We start from the raw sequence: 17,263 nt of genomic DNA on the forward strand, positions 1-17,263 counted from the left end.
TCCGTATGGATAATCGGGCGCACATTTGTGTGCTGTTTCAGGCAGTTGCTGTGCCTGCAAGGATAAGAACGCCTCCGAAACGGTGGCTTAAGGGGTCTCGTTCATGGCGCTTGCGCTGATTATCGCTTTGCCATTTCTGGGCATCTTCTTGCCCCTTTTCCTGGAGCGTTTTGGTCGCTCCGCCTGCGCCTTCGGTGCTGGGCTTGCGCCGCTGGCCGCGCTGATCCTGTTGCTGTCCAAGCGTGCCGATGTGTTCGCCGGTCAGACCGAGATCATTCATTACGACTGGCTACCCCAGCTGGGCCTGAACCTCAGTCTGCGCCTGGATGGGCTGGGTTTTCTGTTCGCCCTGTTGATTCTCGGCATCGGTTTGCTGGTGATTCTCTATGCGCGCTACTACCTGTCGAAGAAGGATCCGATGGGGCGCTTTTACGGGTTCTTCCTGCTGTTCATGGGCGCGATGCTCGGGGTGGTGCTGTCCGAGAACCTGTTGCTGATGCTTATGTTCTGGGAGCTGACGAGCCTTTCGTCGTTCCTGCTGATCGGCTACTGGAATTATCGTGCCGATGCCCGCCAGGGCGCGCGTATGGCGCTGGCAGTAACGGGAGGCGGCGGGTTGGCGCTGCTCGCTGGCATTCTGCTGATCGGTTATATCGTCGGCAGTTTCGAGCTGACGACGGTGCTGGCATCGGGTGACCTGATTCGCGCCAACGCCCTTTACCCCGTCGCGTTGATCCTGGTCTTGCTTGGCGTGTTCACCAAGTCGGCGCAGTTTCCCTTTCATTTCTGGTTGCCGCAGGCGATGGCCGCGCCGACGCCGGTGTCCGCTTTCCTGCACTCGGCGACGATGGTCAAGGCTGGCGTATTTCTGCTCGCGCGACTTTATCCTGCGCTGGCGGAGTCGGAATGGTGGTTCTATCTGGTCAGCATCACTGGCTTGACGACGTTGCTGCTGGGCGCAGTGATGGCGCTGTTTCAGCATGACCTCAAGGGGCTGCTGGCCTATTCCACCATCAGCCACCTGGGCCTGATCACGCTGCTGTTCGGTCTGGACTCCCGATTGGCAGCCGTGGCAGCGATCTTCCATATCATCAACCACGCCACGTTTAAGGCCTCGCTGTTCATGGCCGCAGGGATCATCGACCACGAGACCGGGACGCGTGACATGCGGCGCATCAACGGCATGTGGAAGTACATGCCGCATACGGCTGCGCTGGCCATGGTCGCGTCCCTGGCGATGGCCGGTGTGCCGCTGCTCAACGGCTTCCTGAGCAAGGAGATGTTCTTCGCCGAGACGCTCGATCAGCATTTGCTCGGCAGCTTCTACTGGACCATTCCTGCGGCTGCGACCCTGGCTGGTGCGTTCTCGGTCGCCTATTCGCTGCGTTTCGTGCACGACGTGTTCTTCAATGGTGAACCCATTAATCTGCCTAAGTATCCACCGCATGAGCCTGCGCGTTACATGAAGATACCGGTGGAGATTCTGGTGCTGCTTTGCCTGCTGGTGGGCATGCTGCCGGCATTTACCGTCGGCCCGCTATTGGCTGCTGCGGTGTCGGGTACCCTGAACGGAAACGTGCCGGAGTACAGCCTGTCGATCTGGCATGGTTTCAATCTGCCGCTGGCGATGAGCTTCGTGGCGTTGATCGGGGGCATCCTGATCTACTCGCTGCGCAAGTGGGCGTTCCGCTGGTACGAGGGGCTGCCTACTGTCGATTCGCTGGAAGTCTTCGAACGCGTCATGGCCGGCTTGACCCTTGGCGCACGTTACATCACCAGTCTGTTGGAGAACGGCTCGCTGCAAAGATACATCGCGCTCATGCTGATCAGTACGTTGGTGCTGGTTGTCTTCGCGTTGACTCCCCTGCAAACGCTCCACGGCACGGTCGCACTGACGCCGCTGGACGGTATTACCGTGGCGGGGATGGTGATCCTGGCGCTGACTTCATTGTTGACGGTGCTGTTCCATCGCCGGCGTCTGGTGGCGTTGATGGTGCTCAGCGTTGTCGGTCTGATGGTCGCCCTGGGCTTCGCTCGCTACTCGGCTCCGGATCTGGCGCTCACGCAGCTGTCGGTTGAGGTGGTGACGATAATCCTGCTCATTCTGGCGCTGTTCTTCATGCCCGATCGCACGCCTGCCGAATCGAGCAGCCTGCGCGCCTTCCGTGATTTCATTCTCGCCGGTGGCTGCGGCACGATGGTGGCGCTGCTTGCCTATACGGTGCTAACGCGTCCTTACGACAGCATTGCCTCGTTTTTCCTCGAGAACAGTGTCTCGGGCGGTGGCGGTACCAATGTCGTCAACGTGATTCTGGTCGACTTCCGCGGCTTCGATACGTTGGGTGAGATTGCCGTTCTGGCGATCGCCGGCGTTGGTATCTACAGCCTGCTCTATGGGCTGCGCTTGCCCCATCCGATTCGGGACGCAGGTGGGCGACTTTGGTCGCTGGACAAGCATCCAATGATGCTCGATGCGCTGGCGCGCGCGCTGCTGCCGATGGCTTTGCTGATTTCGGCGTTCATCTTCTTGCGCGGGCATAACCTGCCGGGTGGCGGCTTCATCGCCGGTCTTATCACGGCCGTCGCGTTGATTCTGCAGTACATAGCCCATGGGGTGGCCTGGGCTCAGGCGCGCCAGCCGTTCAGCTATCACGCCATGTGCGGCGCCGGCCTGCTCATTGCGGGCGCAACCGGGCTGGGCAGTTTGCTGTTCGGGCACTCGTTCCTCACATCCGCGTTCGATCATTTCCATCTGCCGCTTATCGGTGAGTTCGAGCTGGCTACCGCAATGCTGTTCGATCTGGGGGTTTATCTGGTGGTTGTCGGGGCGACGTTGCTGATCCTTTCCAATATCGGCCAGGTCAGGCAGGACGAGACGAGCAGGGAGGTGCTCTGATGGAAGCTGTGTTTGCGATTACGCTTGGAATAATGACCGCCAGCGGTGTTTATCTGCTTTTGCGTGCGCGGATCTTTCCGGTGGTGATGGGGCTGACGCTGATTTCCTACGCGGTCAACCTGTTCATTTTTTCCATGGGCCGTCTGGCTACCGGCGTTCCGGCGGTCATCGGCAAGAGCGCTGAATATGGCGACCCGTTGCCTCAGGCTCTGGTTCTTACTGCGATCGTCATCGGCTTTGCCATGACTGCATTCGTAGTGGTGCTGGCGCTGCGCAGTATCGGTGAGTTGCGCACCGACCATGTCGATGGGCAGGAGCCCCGCTGATGAATCATGCGTTGATCCTTCCATTGTTGGTGCCCTTGTTCGTGGGCGCGGTACTGCTGTTCGCTCACCGGATGGGCAAGCCAGCCAAACGCTTGCTCTCGCTGGCAGCGACCTGGGCGCTCGTGCCAATAGCACTCTGGCTGGTGCTGCTCTCCGATGATGGTCAGCTGCGCATCTATGCCCTTGGCAGTTGGCAGCCTCCATTCGGCATCATTCTCATGCTCGACCGCCTGAGCGCGCTCATGTTGCTGGTGACTGCTGTTCTGGCAGGCTTCGCCGTGCTGTATGCCAGTCGCGGTGACGATGAGCGCGGCCCGAACTTCCATGCGCTCTATCAGTTTCAGCTGCTCGGCATCAACGGCGCCTTTCTCACCGGCGACCTGTTCAACCTCTTCGTCTTCTTCGAGATTCTGCTGATCTCCTCGTATGCCTTGCTGTTGCACGGGCATGGGCAGAGACGGGTGCGTGCCGGCATGCACTACGTGGTGTTGAATCTGCTCGGTTCATCGCTGTTCCTGATTGGTGTCAGCATGCTTTATGGCCTGCTGGGCACGCTGAACATGGCCGATATGGCGGGCCGCGTGAGCGCCGCCGAACCGGCCGATGCGCCGTTGCTTGCCGCCGCGGGCTATCTGTTGCTGGTGGTCTTCGCGCTGAAGGGCGCCATCCTGCCGCTCTATTTCTGGCTGCCCCGTGCCTATGCCTCGGCTACCGCGCCGGTCGCCGCCCTGTTCGCGATCATGACCAAGGTCGGGCTGTACGCAATCGTGCGGGTGTTTACCCTGGTTTTCGGCAGCGAGGCGGGCGAGCTGAGCAATATGGTCGAAGTCTGGCTCTGGCCATTGGCGCTGCTGACCCTTGGTGCTGCGGTGATAGGCGCATTGGCTGCACGGAACCTGCAGGTGCTGCTGGCGTATCTGGTGGTGGTATCGGTAGGAACGCTTCTCGCCGGTATCGCCCTGGGCACCGATGTGGGCCTCGCCGCCGCGCTGTATTACCTGGTGCACAGCACGCTGGTTGCCGGTGGACTGTTCCTGCTTGCCGACCTGATCGCTCGCCAGCGCGGCGATCTAGGCACCGACTTGGTCTCAGCGCCAGCCCTGCGCCAACCATTGCTGCTTGGCTCGCTGTTCTTCATGGGGGCGATTTCGGTTGCCGGACTCCCGCCTTTTTCCGGCTTTCTCGGCAAAGTGATGCTGCTGCGCGCCATCGACGTCGGTCCGGACGCCATAGCGCTATGGGCTGTCGTGCTGGTCGGTGGTCTGGGCATGCTGATCGCGCTCAGTCGCGCCGGTAGCCTGGTGTTCTGGCGTCATGCTTCGGAAGCGGTGGGGCAGGTGGCTGATCCGATCCGAGTGGTCGCCACGGCGGGGCTGCTCCTTGCGAGCGTGGCTCTGGTGGCGGCGGCCGGGCCGCTACAGGCATTCATGCAGGCTACCGCAGCTCAGCTGCTCGACGTCGCGCCCTATTTGCAGATCGTTCCGGGAGGTGCGGCATGAGGTCCCGCTGGTTACCGAGTCCTGCGCTGACCTTGCTGCTGGCGCTGCTCTGGTTGCTGCTGCACAACACGCTGAGCTTTGGCCATCTTCTGCTTGGGCTATTTCTCGGCTGGGGTATTCCGCTTCTGGTCCGCGGCTTCCTCATCGAGGTGCCAACCATCCGCAAGCCGCTGAGGCTGTGCCTTTTCACGCTCAAGGTTCTCTATGACATCGTGATTGCCAATGTGCAGGTCGCCAAGCTGGTGTTGGGGCCGAAGAAGAATCTGCGCCCGGCATTCATCGAGGTGCCCATGGCGATCGAGAATGAGTTTGCCCTGGCTACCCTGGCCAGCATCATCTCGTTGACGCCGGGTACGGTGTCGGCGTGCCTGAGTCCGGATCGCCGGACGCTGATGGTGCATGCGCTGGATGTGCCGGATGTCGATGCGCTGATCGCCGACGTCAAACGCAACTATGAAGCACCGCTGCTGGAGATCTTCGAATGCTCGCCTACGTAATTCCGCTCTGCATGGCCGTGCTGGGTGTGGCGGCTGTGTTGAACGTCGTCCGTCTGGTCCAGGGCCCGGACATGCCTGACCGGGTGCTCGCGCTCGACACGCTGTACATCAACGCCCTTGCGCTCATCGTGCTGTTCGGTATCTGGCTGGCCTCGGACCTGTTTTTCGAGGCGGCACTGTTGATCGCCGTGATGGGGTTCGTCAGTACCGTGGCAGTCGGCAAGCACCTGCTGCACGGCGATATCATTGATTGAGGGGGCGACATGCCATTTTGGATTGAAGTACTGGTAAGCGTTTTCCTGATCATCGGTAGCCTGTTCGCTCTGGTCGGTGCGATCGGCTTGTATCGCCTGCCGGATTTCTACACGCGCCTGCATGGCCCGACCAAGGCTACGACGCTTGGAGTAGGAGGTGTCGTCATCGCATCGATGATCTTTTTCAGCAACCAGAATGGCAGCCTGAGTCTGCACGAGTTGCTGATCACGCTGTTTCTCTTCCTTACCGCGCCTGTCAGCGCACATATCCTGGCCAAGGCTGCGATGCAGCAGAAACTGCCAGCCGTCGAGCAGACCCGCGGAAAACCCTGGGATTGAGCCGAGCGACCCTCCTGCCGCCGCGGGCGTGCAGGAAGGTGGCGAGATTCGCTCAGATCACGATGCTGCTGGGGGAGGGTTGCTGCTCGTTCTCTTGCTGCAGCTCCTTGATCAGTGCCTGTTGCAGGCGCAAGCAGAACTGCGGGTCGGACAGCGGCTGATTGTCTGCATCGGTAACGAAGAACACGTCCTCCACGCGTTCGCCCAGGGTGGCGATCTTGGCGTTCTGTACCGATAGATCGAAATCGAGGAACAACTGGCCCACCCGTGCCAACAGACCGGGCCGGTCCGGCGCGATGATCTCCAGAATCGTCTGTGGCCGCTGCGTGTCGTTGTGGATGGTGACCTGCGGCGGAAAGGCGAAGTGCTTGAGCTGCCGTGGAACGCGGCGCTGGATGATGGTCAGGTAATCGTCCGGGTTGCGTAGTGCGGCGATCAGGCCCTTGCGGATTTCGTCGATGCGTTCCGGATTGTTGCCGATGGGGCTGCCGTCGGCATCCAGCACGATGTAGGTGTCGAGTGTGAACTGGCTGCTCGACGTCAGAATGCGTGCGTCATGGATGTTCAGGTTGAGCTGATCCATGGCCGCCACGGTGACGGCGAAGAAGTCATGCTGGTCCGGCGCGTAAATGAATATCTGCGTGCCGCCTTCGAATTCGCGCTGAGTGGTTTCCTTGATCAGAACCAGCGGCCCGCCGTTGGCCGGGTGCTCGATGATCGCATCGGTGTGCCAGGCGACGTCGGTAGCGGTATGGCGCAGGAAATAGTCGTCGCCCAGCTGCGCCCAGAGCTGTTCGGCGTCGTCCGGATCGGTGCCGTGACGCACCAGGTCATCGAGCGCGGCACGCTGGGTCTGGCGGATCTGCTCTTCGCGTCCAAGTGGGTTTTCCAGCCCGCGTTTCAGAGCCCGCTTGGTTTCGGTATAGAGCTGGCGCAGCAGGCTCGCGCGCCAGGAGTTCCACAGCGTCGGGTTGGTGGCGTTGATGTCCGCAACAGTCAGAACGTAGAGATAATCCAGGTGCGTCTCGTCGCCGACCAGTTGGGCGAAATCGTTGATCACCTGCGGGTCAGACAGATCCTTGCGCTGGGCGGTGGTGGACATGACCAGATGGTTTTCCACCAGCCAGACCACCAGCCGGGTGTCCCACGCCGGCAACTTGTGCCGGCTGCAGAACTGTTCGGCATCCACCGCGCCAAGTTCCGAATGATCGCCGCCACGACCTTTGGCGATATCGTGGTACAGCCCGGCGATATAGATCAGCTCTGGCTTGGGCAGCTTCTCGACCAGTTTGCTGGCCAGCGGATATTTTTCGGCCACGCCCGGTTTGGTCAGCTTGCGCAAATACTTGATGACATTGAGTGTGTGCGCGTCGACCGTATAGATATGGAACAGATCGTGCTGCATCTGCCCGACGATATGCCCGAATTCTGGCAGGTAGCGGCCAAGAATGCCGTAGCGGTTCATGCGCCTGAGGTTGCGGTGGATGCCTTCCTTGCACTTGAACAGCTCGATGAACAGGCTGGTGTTGCGCAGATCCTGGCGGAAGACGTCATCGATCAGGTAGCGATGGTCGCGGAGCAGGCGAATGGTGTCGGAGCGCACTCCCTGAATGTCCGGATGCTGAGCCAGCAGCACGAAGGTTTCCAGAATGGCGAAGGGGGTGCGCTTGAAGATGGCGGGGTTGCTGACTTCAAGGTAGCCGTCGCGAACCTGAAAGCGGCTGTTGAGCGGCACGATCGGACCTGATTCACCTTCCCAGAGAATCACTTCAGCGAAATGCTGGCCGACCAGATCGCTGAGTTCGGCGATGCTCATGACGACCCGGTAGTACTTCTGCATGAAGCGTTCGATGGCCAGCTTGGCATCGTTGTCCTCATAGCCCAGCAGCGCGGCGAGGCTGCGCTGGTGGTCGAACAGCAGCCGGTCTTCGGCGCGACCGGCAAGCATGTGCAGGCCATAACGGACCTTCCAGAGAAATTCCTGGGCCGCGGTGAGCAGGCTGTGCTCGCCTTCGGTAAGGAAGCCCTGGTCAACCATGGCTTGCAGGTTGAGGGTGCCGAACTCGCGACGAGCAATCCAGAGAATGGTCTGGATGTCGCGCAGGCCGCCTGGAGAGCCCTTCACGTTGGGCTCCAGGTTGTATTCGGTGTTGTTGTACTTGGCGTGGCGTGCGCGCTGCTCGTTGCGCTTGGCGAGGAAGAATTCCTTGCTCGGCCACATCTGCTCCGTGCGTGTCACCTGCAGCATCGCCTGGCGCAGGCGCTCGGGGCCGGCGATCGTCCGGCTTTCCATGAGGTTGGTGATGACCGTGAGGTCGGCGCGGGCTTCCTCGGCGCATTCGGCAACCGAGCGCACCGCCTGACCAACCTCCAATCCGATGTCCCAGAGCAGGGTGAGGAACCCCTCTATCGAATTGCGGAAGACCTCTTGGTCGTTCTCGTCCAGCAGGATGAGCAGGTCGATATCGGAATAGGGGTGCAGCTCGCCCCGTCCGTAGCCGCCTACCGCGACGAGGGCGATGTCGGCGCCCTTGTTCCAGTCGAAGCGATCCCAAGCTGATCGCAGAATCTGGTCGACGAACCAGGCTCTGTCCTGGATCAGACGACGGATGTCCCGGCCAGCCTTGAAGCGCTCGTCAAGCACCTGCCGCGCCTGGCGTATGGCCTTCTTGTACGCGGCGATGGGGCTGGCCTTCAGCGCCAGTTCTGCCTGAAACTGGCTGCGATCAAACAGCTCCGGGTCAACCTGGGGCATGCGAACGTCCTCCCATGGGTGCTGCGGCTGGGGAATTCTCAGGCAGAGGTGCGGGCGATGGTGTCGTCGCTGCGCAAGGTGAAAATCTCGTAGCCGTCTGCGGTGACCAGTATGGTGTGCTCCCATTGCGCCGACAGCTTGCGGTCCTTGGTGATGGCGGTCCAACCATCGCCGAGCAAACGGGTCTCCGAGCGGCCCTGGTTGATCATCGGCTCGATCGTGAAGGTCATCCCTTCCTTGAGCTCCATCCCGGTGCCAGCTCGCCCGTAGTGCAGCACCTGCGGCTCTTCATGAAAGACCTTGCCGATGCCGTGACCGCAATACTCGCGGACTACTGAAAAACCATTTTTCTCTGCGTGCTTCTGGATCACCTCGCCAATATCGCCAAGACGGGCGCCGGGGCGAACCAGTTCGATACCTTTATAGAGGCATTCCTGAGTGACTTGGCAGAGGCGCTCAGCCCACTCAGGCACCTTGCCGACCATGAACATCTTGCTAGTGTCACCGTGATAGCCGTCCTTGATAACGGTGATATCGATATTGAGGATGTCACCGTCCTTCAGCGGCTTGTCGTTCGGGATGCCATGGCAGACGACATGGTTGATCGACGTGCAGATCGACTTGGGAAAGCCCTTGTAATTCAGCGGCGCGGGAATGGCCTGCTGAGCATTGACGATATGCTCGTGGCAGAGGCGGTCGAGCTCTTCGGTGGTGACGCCTGGCTTGACGTGCTCGCCGATCATCTCGAGAACCTCGGCGGCGAGACGCCCGGCAATGCGCATCTTCTCGATATCTTCGGGCGTCTTGATGGTGACTGTCATGCAAACCTCTGATTACGCCCGCAGGCGAAGGCGAAAAACGGAAAGTCGCGATGATAAACCAAAGCACCCACAGCCTGCAGGTCAGGCATCGTCGGCTGCCGGGCGTGCCGCTGGAGAGTTCAAAGCAGTAGCCTCTCTGTAGCCTTTATGCTATAAAACGCGCCGCTCAGCGGGGTAGACCCGTCGAGCCTAACCCCACACACGTGTCGACACGGTATCCTGGGTGCTCGCAAGAGTTGGATATCGGGACGCGTGGAGGCCTAACCCGACTTATTCGAGGACTGATCATGTCTCAAGTCACTATGCGCGATATGCTGAAGGCCGGTGTGCACTTCGGCCACCAGACCCGTTACTGGAACCCGAAAATGGATAAGTACATTTTCGGCGCGCGCAACAAGATCCATATCATCAACCTGGAAAAGACCCTGCCGATGTTCAACGACGCGCTGCGTTTCGTTGAAAAGCTGGCTGCAGGCAAGAACAAGATTCTGTTCGTTGGCACCAAGCGTTCCGCTGGCAAGATCGTTCGCGAAGAAGCTGCTCGCTGCAACTCGCCGTATGTCGATCACCGCTGGTTGGGCGGCATGCTGACCAACTACAAAACCATCCGCGCCTCCATCAAGCGTCTGCGTGAGCTGGAAGTTCAGTCCCAGGACGGTACTTTCGAGAAGCTGACCAAGAAAGAAGCCCTGATGCGCACCCGCGACCTCGAGAAGCTCGAGCGCAGCCTGGGTGGTATCAAGGATATGGGCGGCCTGCCAGATGCCATGTTCGTCGTTGACGTCGATCACGAGCGCATCGCCATCTCCGAAGCCAACAAGCTGGGTATCCCGGTCATCGGTATCGTCGATACCAACAGCAGCCCGGAAGGCGTTGACTACATCATTCCTGGTAATGATGACGCCATCCGTGCCGTGCAACTCTACCTCGGCTCCATGGCTGATGCTGTTCTGCGCGGTCGCCAGAACGGTGCCGGTGGCGCTGACGAGTTCGTCGAGGAAGTTGCTTCCGAGGCGGCTCAGGGCTAAGTCCGGCGCACTGCGGCGTGACACCCGATGAACAAAAAGGGGGCTAGGCCCCCCTTTTTTGTCTCTTGCGAATTGATCACCCGTGTCATGGGTGAGTGGTTTAGAAACCAAATCGAGAGGATTCCCAACATGGCAGAAATCACTGCAGCCTTGGTCAAAGAACTGCGCGAGCGTACCGGTCAGGGCATGATGGAGTGCAAGAAGGCTCTGGTTGCCGCCGGTGGCGACATCGAAAAAGCGATCGACGACATGCGTGCTTCCGGCGCCATCAAGGCTGCCAAGAAGTCGGGCAACATCGCTGCCGAAGGCTCGATCGCCGTTCGCGTCGAGGGTGGCCGTGGCCTGATCATCGAAGTCAACTCGCAGACTGACTTCCTGGCTCTGCAGGACGACTTCAAAGCATTCGTCAAGGATAGCCTGGACGAAGCATTCGAGCAGAAGCTGACTGAAGTGGCTCCGCTGGTCGCATCCCGTGAGTCCGCTCGCGAGGCGCTGGTCGCCAAGTGTGGTGAGAACGTCAATATTCGTCGCCTGACTGCAGTTGAGGGCGAAGTTGTTGGTGCTTACCTGCACGGCCACCGCATCGGCGTGCTGGTCACTCTGAAAGGTGGCGATGCCGAGCTGGCCAAAGATATCGCCATGCACGTAGCCGCCAGCAATCCGGCTGTTCTGAGCCCTGTTGACGTTTCCGAAGAGCTGGTTGCCAAGGAGAAGGAAATCTTCCTGCAGCTCAATGCCGACAAGATTGCCGGCAAGCCGGAGAACATCGTCGAGAACATGGTCAAGGGCCGCATCAACAAGTTTCTGGCTGAAGCCAGTCTGGTTGAGCAGGCTTTCGTCAAGGACCCGGAAATCAAGGTCGGTGAGCTGGCCAAGAAAGCCGGCGCCGAAATCGTATCCTTCGTTCGCTACGAAGTAGGCGAGGGTATCGAGAAGGCAGAGGTCGACTTCGCTGCCGAAGTGGCTGCTCAGGTAGCTGCGACCAAGAAGTAAGATCGCTTCGCGGTTTGACAAGAGGCTGCCCGCTTACGCGTGCGGCCTCTTTGTCGAATTGGGCAGCGGATTTGTTTTTTTGTCACGATATAGTCATCGCTTGGCACCAACCCCGGGTTGCGCTGTCAAAGCGCAGATATTTTTGGTCTGGGTCATACAGACTTGGTCATAGCACGCCGCAGGAGATAACACGCCAATGGCTCAGCAGATGAGTGCACGCAATCCTCGCTATAAACGCATTCTGCTCAAATTGAGCGGCGAGGCCTTGATGGGCTCCGAAGACTTCGGTATCGACCCGAAGGTCCTCGATCGCATGGCTCTGGAAGTCGGCCAGCTGGTGGGGATCGGGGTCGAAGTCGGTCTGGTTATCGGTGGTGGCAACCTGTTTCGTGGCGCGGCGCTTTCGGCGGCTGGCATGGATCGCGTGACTGGCGACCACATGGGGATGCTGGCCACGGTGATGAATGCGCTGGCCATGCGCGATGCGCTCGAGCGCTCGAATATCCCGGCACTTGTCATGTCTGCCATTTCCATGGTCGGTGTAACCGATCACTATGATCGCCGCAAAGCGATGCGCCATCTGAAGACTGGCGAAGTGGTCATCTTCTCGGCGGGTACGGGTAATCCGTTCTTCACCACCGACTCGGCGGCCTGCCTGCGTGCCATCGAGATCCAGGCGGATGTCGTGCTCAAGGCCACCAAGGTTGACGGTGTCTACACCGCAGATCCGTTCAAGGATCCCAATGCCGAGAAGTTTGCCGAGCTTACCTACGATGAAGTGCTTGATCGCAAGCTTGGCGTGATGGATCTGACGGCCATCTGCCTGTGTCGTGACCACAACATGCCGCTGCGGGTCTTCAACATGAACAAGCCTGGTGCCCTGCTCAACATTGTGCTTGGTGGCGCCGAAGGAACACTGATCGAGGAATCGAAAGAATGATCAATGAGATCAAGCAAGACGCGCAGGAGCGCATGAAGAAAACCCTGGAATCGCTGGACCATGCGTTCGCCAAGATCCGTACCGGTCGCGCACACCCCAGCATCCTCGACAGCGTGATGGTGTCCTACTACGGTTCCGACACGCCGCTGCGCCAGGTCGCCAACGTGATTGCCGAGGACTCTCGGACGCTGGCGCTGACCGTGTTCGACAAGAGCATGATCCAGGCGGTAGAGAAAGCGATCATGACTTCGGATCTGGGTTTGAATCCGGCGACCGCTGGTACCACCATTCGCGTACCGATGCCGGCACTGACTGAGGAAACCCGCAAGGGTTACACCAAGCAGGCGCGCGCAGAGGCCGAAAATGCGCGCGTCGCGGTGCGTAACATCCGTCGTGATGCAATCGCGCAGCTGAAGGACCTGGTCAAGGAAAAGGAAATCAGCGAGGACGATGAACGTCGTGGCCAGGATGACGTCCAGAAGCTAACCGATAAATATGTTGCCGAGATCGACAAGGCTCTTGAGGTCAAAGAAGGCGACCTGATGGCGGTGTAAGGCCGGCATCGAAACGCTGTCGCGTCACGGGTTCGCGAGGCCTCCGTGGCGCGGTGGTGTGGATGCCACCGAGCTGTTGCTTGCAGCTTTTTCTTTTGGTTCGCAGCGTGTTTTAGCGCAAGTAGAGTTGTTCATGGAAAAGGTCAGGCAGATCGCCGGGCGGAATGTACCCCGTCACGTGGCGATCATCATGGATGGCAACAACCGCTGGGCGAAGAGGCGTTTGCTGCCTGGCGTGGCCGGACACAAGGCCGGTGTCGACGCGGTTCGCGCGGTTATTGAGGTCTGTGCCGATTCCGGTGTCGAGGTGCTGACGCTGTTCGCGTTTTCCAGTGAGAACTGGCAACGCCCAGCGGACGAAGTAGGTGCGCTGATGGAGCTGTTTCTTTCGGCCCTCAGGCGCGAAGCGCGTAAGCTTGATGAGAATGGTATCCGGCTGCGCATCATCGGCGATCGTGCGCGCTTCCATCCGGAGCTCCAGGCGGCAATGCTGGAGGTCGAGGAGATCACTGCCGGCAACCATCGCTTCGTACTCCAGGTCGCGGCCAACTACGGCGGCCAATGGGACATTCTTCAAGCGGCTCAACACCTGGCTACCGAGGCGCAGGCCGGCCGGTTGAACCCCGCTGAAATTACGCCGGCGCTCTTCCAGAGCTATCTGGCGACTGGCGACATGCCGTTACCTGATCTGTGCATTCGAACCGGCGGCGAGCGGCGTATCAGTAATTTCCTGCTTTGGCAGCTTGCCTATGCGGAGTTGTACTTTTCCGACCTCTACTGGCCGGATTTCAAGCATGTCGCGATGCGCAAGGCGCTCGCCGACTTCTCCACTCGCCAAAGGCGTTTTGGCAAGACTGGCGAGCAGGTTGAAAGCGAGGTCAAGGTCGAATGCTGAAACAGCGGATCATCACGGCTGCCATCCTTCTCCCCGTCGCGATTATCGGGTTTTTCTTTCTGCATGGGCTTGCGTTTGCGCTGTTCATTGGCCTGGTCGTCGCGCTAGGTGCCTGGGAGTGGGCGCGGTTAGCCGGTTTCGCCAGCCAGCCGGCTCGCGTGGGGTATGCCGCCTTGGTCGTGGCGCTCCTGGTCGCGCTGTATCAGCTTCCCGGGTTGACGCCGTGGCTGTTGGCGCTGGCGATCTTCTGGTGGCTTGCTGCGACCTATCTGGTGCTGACGTATCCCGAGAGTAGTCGTTTATGGGGTGGTCCTGTTGGCAGCTTGCTGATCGGGCTGGCGATTCTTTTGCCGGCATGGCAAGCCTTGGTAGTGCTCAAGCAGTGGCCGCTCGGCAACTGGTTGATCCTGGCTGTGATGGTGCTGGTTTGGGTTGCCGACATTGGTGCGTATTTTTCTGGCAAGGCATTCGGAAAGCGCAAGCTTGCGCCGCAGGTAAGTCCTGGCAAGAGCTGGGAGGGGCTGGTAGGGGGGCTGCTGACCAGTCTTGTGGTCACGCTTGCTGTCGGCATCTATCGTGGCTGGGCGCCGCGCGAATTGATTCTGGCATTGTTAGGCGCTGCGGTGGTGGTCCTGATCTCGGTGATCGGTGACCTTACGGAAAGCATGTTCAAGCGCAGTTCCGGCATCAAGGACAGCAGTCAGCTACTGCCTGGGCATGGTGGTGTCATGGATCGTATAGACAGTCTGACTGCCGCCGTGCCCGTATTCGCGGTGCTGTTGTGGCTTGCCGGCTGGGGCGCGCTGTGACTCGACCTTTGCAGATCACTGTGCTGGGTGCTACCGGATCGATTGGGCTGAGCACGCTGGACGTCATCGCACGTCACCCTGATCGCTATCGCGTTTTCGCGTTGACCGGCTTCAGCCGGCTCGCCGAGCTGCGCTCCCTCTGCATCAAGCATCGACCCGACTACGCAGTTGTGGGCGATGAGGTGCAAGCGGTGACGTTGCAGGAACAGCTGCGTTCCGATGGCGTTCTGACGCGGGTTTTGAGCGGCGAGGGCGGTTTGAGCGAGGTGGCTGCTCATCCAGAAGCAGATGTGGTCATGGCTGCCATCGTCGGCGCCGCCGGGCTCAAGCCGACGCTTGCGGCTGTTCAGGCCGGCAAGCGCGTTCTGCTGGCAAACAAGGAGGCGCTGGTAATGTCCGGCGCGCTGTTCATGCAGGCGCTGCGCGATAGCAAGGCAGTACTGCTGCCGATCGACAGCGAACACAACGCTATCTTTCAATGTCTGCCATCCAACTACGCTCAGGGGCTGGCGGCTGTTGGTGTTCGACGAATATTGCTGACCGCGTCCGGTGGCCCATTTCGTGATGTCGCACCGCAGCTCCTGGCGGACGTGACGCCTGAGCAGGCCTGTGCGCATCCCAACTGGTCGATGGGTCGCAAGATCTCGGTAGACTCGGCAAGCATGATGAACAAGGGGCTTGAGCTGATCGAGGCCTGCTGGTTGTTCGATGCGCGACCGCAACAGGTCGAGGTGGTGATTCATCCGCAAAGCGTCATCCACTCGATGGTGGATTACGTGGACGGTTCGGTCCTCGCGCAGCTTGGCAATCCCGACATGCGCACGCCGATTGCTCACGCATTGGCGTGGCCGGAGCGGATTGATTCCGGCGTATCGGCGCTCGATTTACTGCAGGTCGGTAGGTTGGACTTTCAAACGCCCGACGATCTGCGCTTCCCTTGTTTGCGACTCGCTCGGCAAGCAGCGGAAATTAGCGGCACGGCGCCAGCCATGCTCAATGCCGCGAACGAGGTGGCGGTCGATGCCTTTCTCAATCGACGCATTCGTTTCACCGAGATCGCGAGTATCATCGACGACGTATTGAATCGTGAGGCAGCGGTCCCGACCGCCTGCCTTGAAGATGTATTGGCGGCGGACAGGCAGGCGCGCAAAGGCGCCGAAACCTGGTTGAGCCGCCACGGGCGATAGGGTCTGCCGGCCTCGAGGCTCGCAGCGAAACGTCTACAGACCCAATCCCGGAGGGAAGTATGGGCGCGCTCTATATGATCATTGGCACCCTTGTTGCGCTTGGGGTGCTGGTGACATTCCACGAATTCGGTCATTTCTGGGTCGCACGCCGTTGCGGGGTCAAGGTGCTGCGATTCTCTGTCGGTTTCGGCAGTCCGCTCGTTCGCTGGCATGATCGGCACGGCACCGAGTTCGTCATCGCAGCCATACCGTTGGGTGGCTACGTCAAGATGCTCGACGAGCGGGAAGGTGACGTACCAGCGGCTATGCTCGATAGCGCCTTCAACCGCAAGACTGTACGCCAGCGCTTCGCCATCGTGTCGGCCGGTCCGCTGGCCAACTTTCTTCTCGCTCTGGTGTTCTTCTGGCTCCTGGCAATGCTTGGTAGCGAGCAGGTGCGTCCCGTTGTTGGCGCTGTTGAGCCCGGTAGTCTTGCAGCGCAGGCAGGCTTGGCCGTCGATCAGGAGATCGTTGCGGTCAACGGCAAGCCGGTCAGTGGCTGGGCCGAAGTCAATCTGCAGTTGGTTCGTCGCTTGGGCGAAAGCGGTCGGCTCGATCTGACGGTTCGCGACATGGGTAGCACTGCCGAGCGCCATCTGCAGGTTCCGCTGCAGAACTGGTTGAAAGGAGTTGAAGAACCGGATCCCATCACCTCGCTTGGTATCAGGCCTTGGCGCCCGCAAATCGCGCCGGTTATCGCCCAGTTGGATCCCGAGGGGCCAGCGCAAGCGGCGGGTATCCGTCTCGGTGACCGTTTGCTGAGCCTGAATCAGCGGCCGCTCGACGATTGGCAGCAGGTAATAGATGCGGTCAAGGTATTGCCCGGAGAGCCGGTTTCACTGCAGGTTGAGCGTGACGGTCAGCGCCTGGATGTGCCGCTGACGTTGGCGGCTCGCGGCGAGGGGGAAGCGCGACGCGGTTATCTTGGTGCAGGAGTTGACGGCGGAGAGTGGCCGGCAGAGATGCTGCGCGAAGTCAGGTTTGGCCCTCTCGATGCAGTGGCAGAGGGTGTCAGGCGCACCTGGACCATGAGCCTGCTGACCCTCGATTCGCTGAAGAAAATGCTCTTCGGTGAGCTCTCGGTAAAAAACTTGAGCGGCCCGATAACCATTGCTAAAGTGGCGGGCGCTTCTGCCCAGTCGGGGCTGGGGGATTTCCTCAATTTCCTGGCCTACCTGAGCATAAGCCTGGGGGTTCTCAATCTATTGCCTATCCCGGTGCTCGATGGCGGCCATCTGCTCTTCTATCTCGTCGAGTGGGTCCGCGGACGTCCTCTGTCGGAGCGGGTGCAGGGATGGGGGGTACAGATCGGTATCAGCCTCGTGGTAGGGGTGATGCTGCTAGCACTGGTCAATGATCTTGGCCGTCTGTAACGCCGAATCCGTAGTGTCGCCGTGCCGAATCGCCGGTTCATTTATCAGGTTTGAATAA

16 protein-coding genes are annotated in these 17,263 nt (G+C 60.0%); 14 read left to right on the plus strand and 2 right to left on the minus strand.

The features are described 5' to 3' along the window. Positions 1–103 precede the first annotated feature (103 nt). Genes BHD08_RS14565 through BHD08_RS14590 form a run of 6 tightly spaced genes read left to right on the plus strand, consistent with a single transcriptional unit; the run spans position 104 to position 5,811 of the window. Complete coding sequence (locus tag BHD08_RS14565; RefSeq protein WP_125023154.1) at positions 104–2,896, plus strand: monovalent cation/H+ antiporter subunit A; 2,793 nt, start codon at positions 104–106, stop codon at positions 2,894–2,896. Continuing rightward, complete coding sequence (locus BHD08_RS14570; protein ID WP_015277604.1) at positions 2,896–3,222, plus strand: Na+/H+ antiporter subunit C; 327 nt, start codon at positions 2,896–2,898, stop codon at positions 3,220–3,222. The genes BHD08_RS14565 and BHD08_RS14570 overlap by 1 nt, the downstream gene beginning before the upstream one ends. Continuing rightward, positions 3,222–4,721: a monovalent cation/H+ antiporter subunit D gene (locus tag BHD08_RS14575; RefSeq protein WP_015277603.1), complete on the plus strand. Its 1,500-nt coding sequence runs from the start codon at positions 3,222–3,224 to the stop codon at positions 4,719–4,721. Before BHD08_RS14570 ends, BHD08_RS14575 begins: the two co-directional genes overlap by 1 nt. Then, entirely contained in the window at positions 4,718–5,218 is a 501-nt protein-coding gene (locus BHD08_RS14580) for a Na+/H+ antiporter subunit E (protein WP_015277602.1), read from the plus strand. Before BHD08_RS14575 ends, BHD08_RS14580 begins: the two co-directional genes overlap by 4 nt. Then, positions 5,203–5,472, plus strand: a complete 270-nt coding sequence (locus BHD08_RS14585) for a K+/H+ antiporter subunit F (RefSeq protein WP_003285751.1) — start codon at positions 5,203–5,205, stop codon at positions 5,470–5,472. Before BHD08_RS14580 ends, BHD08_RS14585 begins: the two co-directional genes overlap by 16 nt. 9 nt (positions 5,473–5,481) lie before the next feature. Then, positions 5,482–5,811, plus strand: coding sequence for a Na+/H+ antiporter subunit G (locus BHD08_RS14590; RefSeq protein WP_015277601.1), 330 nt, complete (start codon positions 5,482–5,484; stop codon positions 5,809–5,811). 52 nt (positions 5,812–5,863) lie between these two features. Here BHD08_RS14590 and BHD08_RS14595 read toward each other — a convergent pair whose 3' ends face one another. Both BHD08_RS14595 and map read right to left on the minus strand, forming a co-directional pair. After that, positions 5,864–8,566 (minus strand): [protein-PII] uridylyltransferase, encoded by a 2,703-nt coding sequence (locus BHD08_RS14595; protein WP_015277600.1) that lies wholly within the window; start codon positions 8,564–8,566, stop codon positions 5,864–5,866. Between the two features lie 38 nt (positions 8,567–8,604). Next, the gene (map, locus tag BHD08_RS14600) at positions 8,605–9,387 is read right to left on the minus strand and encodes a type I methionyl aminopeptidase (protein ID WP_125023156.1); all 783 of its coding nucleotides are present in this window, start codon (positions 9,385–9,387) and stop codon (positions 8,605–8,607) included. 287 nt (positions 9,388–9,674) lie between these two features. Here map and rpsB point away from each other — a divergent pair, with 287 nt between their 5' ends. The 8 genes from rpsB to rseP all read left to right on the plus strand — a co-directional run bounded on the left by rpsB (position 9,675) and on the right by rseP (position 17,205). After that, positions 9,675–10,415 (plus strand): 30S ribosomal protein S2, encoded by a 741-nt coding sequence (gene rpsB, locus BHD08_RS14605; RefSeq protein ID WP_015277598.1) that lies wholly within the window; start codon positions 9,675–9,677, stop codon positions 10,413–10,415. A gap of 129 nt (positions 10,416–10,544) precedes the next feature. Continuing rightward, positions 10,545–11,408, plus strand: a complete 864-nt coding sequence (tsf, locus tag BHD08_RS14610; RefSeq protein ID WP_125023158.1) for a translation elongation factor Ts — start codon at positions 10,545–10,547, stop codon at positions 11,406–11,408. Positions 11,409–11,604: 196 nt separating this feature from the next. After that, positions 11,605–12,348, plus strand: a complete 744-nt coding sequence (gene pyrH, locus BHD08_RS14615; protein ID WP_014819904.1) for a UMP kinase — start codon at positions 11,605–11,607, stop codon at positions 12,346–12,348. Continuing rightward, entirely contained in the window at positions 12,345–12,902 is a 558-nt protein-coding gene (gene frr, locus BHD08_RS14620) for a ribosome recycling factor (RefSeq protein WP_015277596.1), read from the plus strand. The genes pyrH and frr overlap by 4 nt, the downstream gene beginning before the upstream one ends. Before the next feature lie 133 nt (positions 12,903–13,035). Next, positions 13,036–13,797 (plus strand): polyprenyl diphosphate synthase, encoded by a 762-nt coding sequence (gene uppS / locus BHD08_RS14625; RefSeq protein ID WP_015277595.1) that lies wholly within the window; start codon positions 13,036–13,038, stop codon positions 13,795–13,797. Further along, positions 13,791–14,606 (plus strand): phosphatidate cytidylyltransferase, encoded by an 816-nt coding sequence (locus BHD08_RS14630; protein WP_125023160.1) that lies wholly within the window; start codon positions 13,791–13,793, stop codon positions 14,604–14,606. Before uppS ends, BHD08_RS14630 begins: the two co-directional genes overlap by 7 nt. After that, positions 14,603–15,793, plus strand: coding sequence for a 1-deoxy-D-xylulose-5-phosphate reductoisomerase (gene ispC / locus BHD08_RS14635; protein WP_125023314.1), 1,191 nt, complete (start codon positions 14,603–14,605; stop codon positions 15,791–15,793). Before BHD08_RS14630 ends, ispC begins: the two co-directional genes overlap by 4 nt. 59 nt (positions 15,794–15,852) lie before the next feature. After that, entirely contained in the window at positions 15,853–17,205 is a 1,353-nt protein-coding gene (gene rseP, locus BHD08_RS14640) for an RIP metalloprotease RseP (RefSeq protein ID WP_015277592.1), read from the plus strand. The last annotated feature ends 58 nt before the right edge of the window (positions 17,206–17,263 follow it).

The organism is Pseudomonas sp. SCT (assembly GCF_003864275.1).
Lineage (GTDB): Bacteria > Pseudomonadota > Gammaproteobacteria > Pseudomonadales > Pseudomonadaceae > Stutzerimonas > Stutzerimonas stutzeri_AE.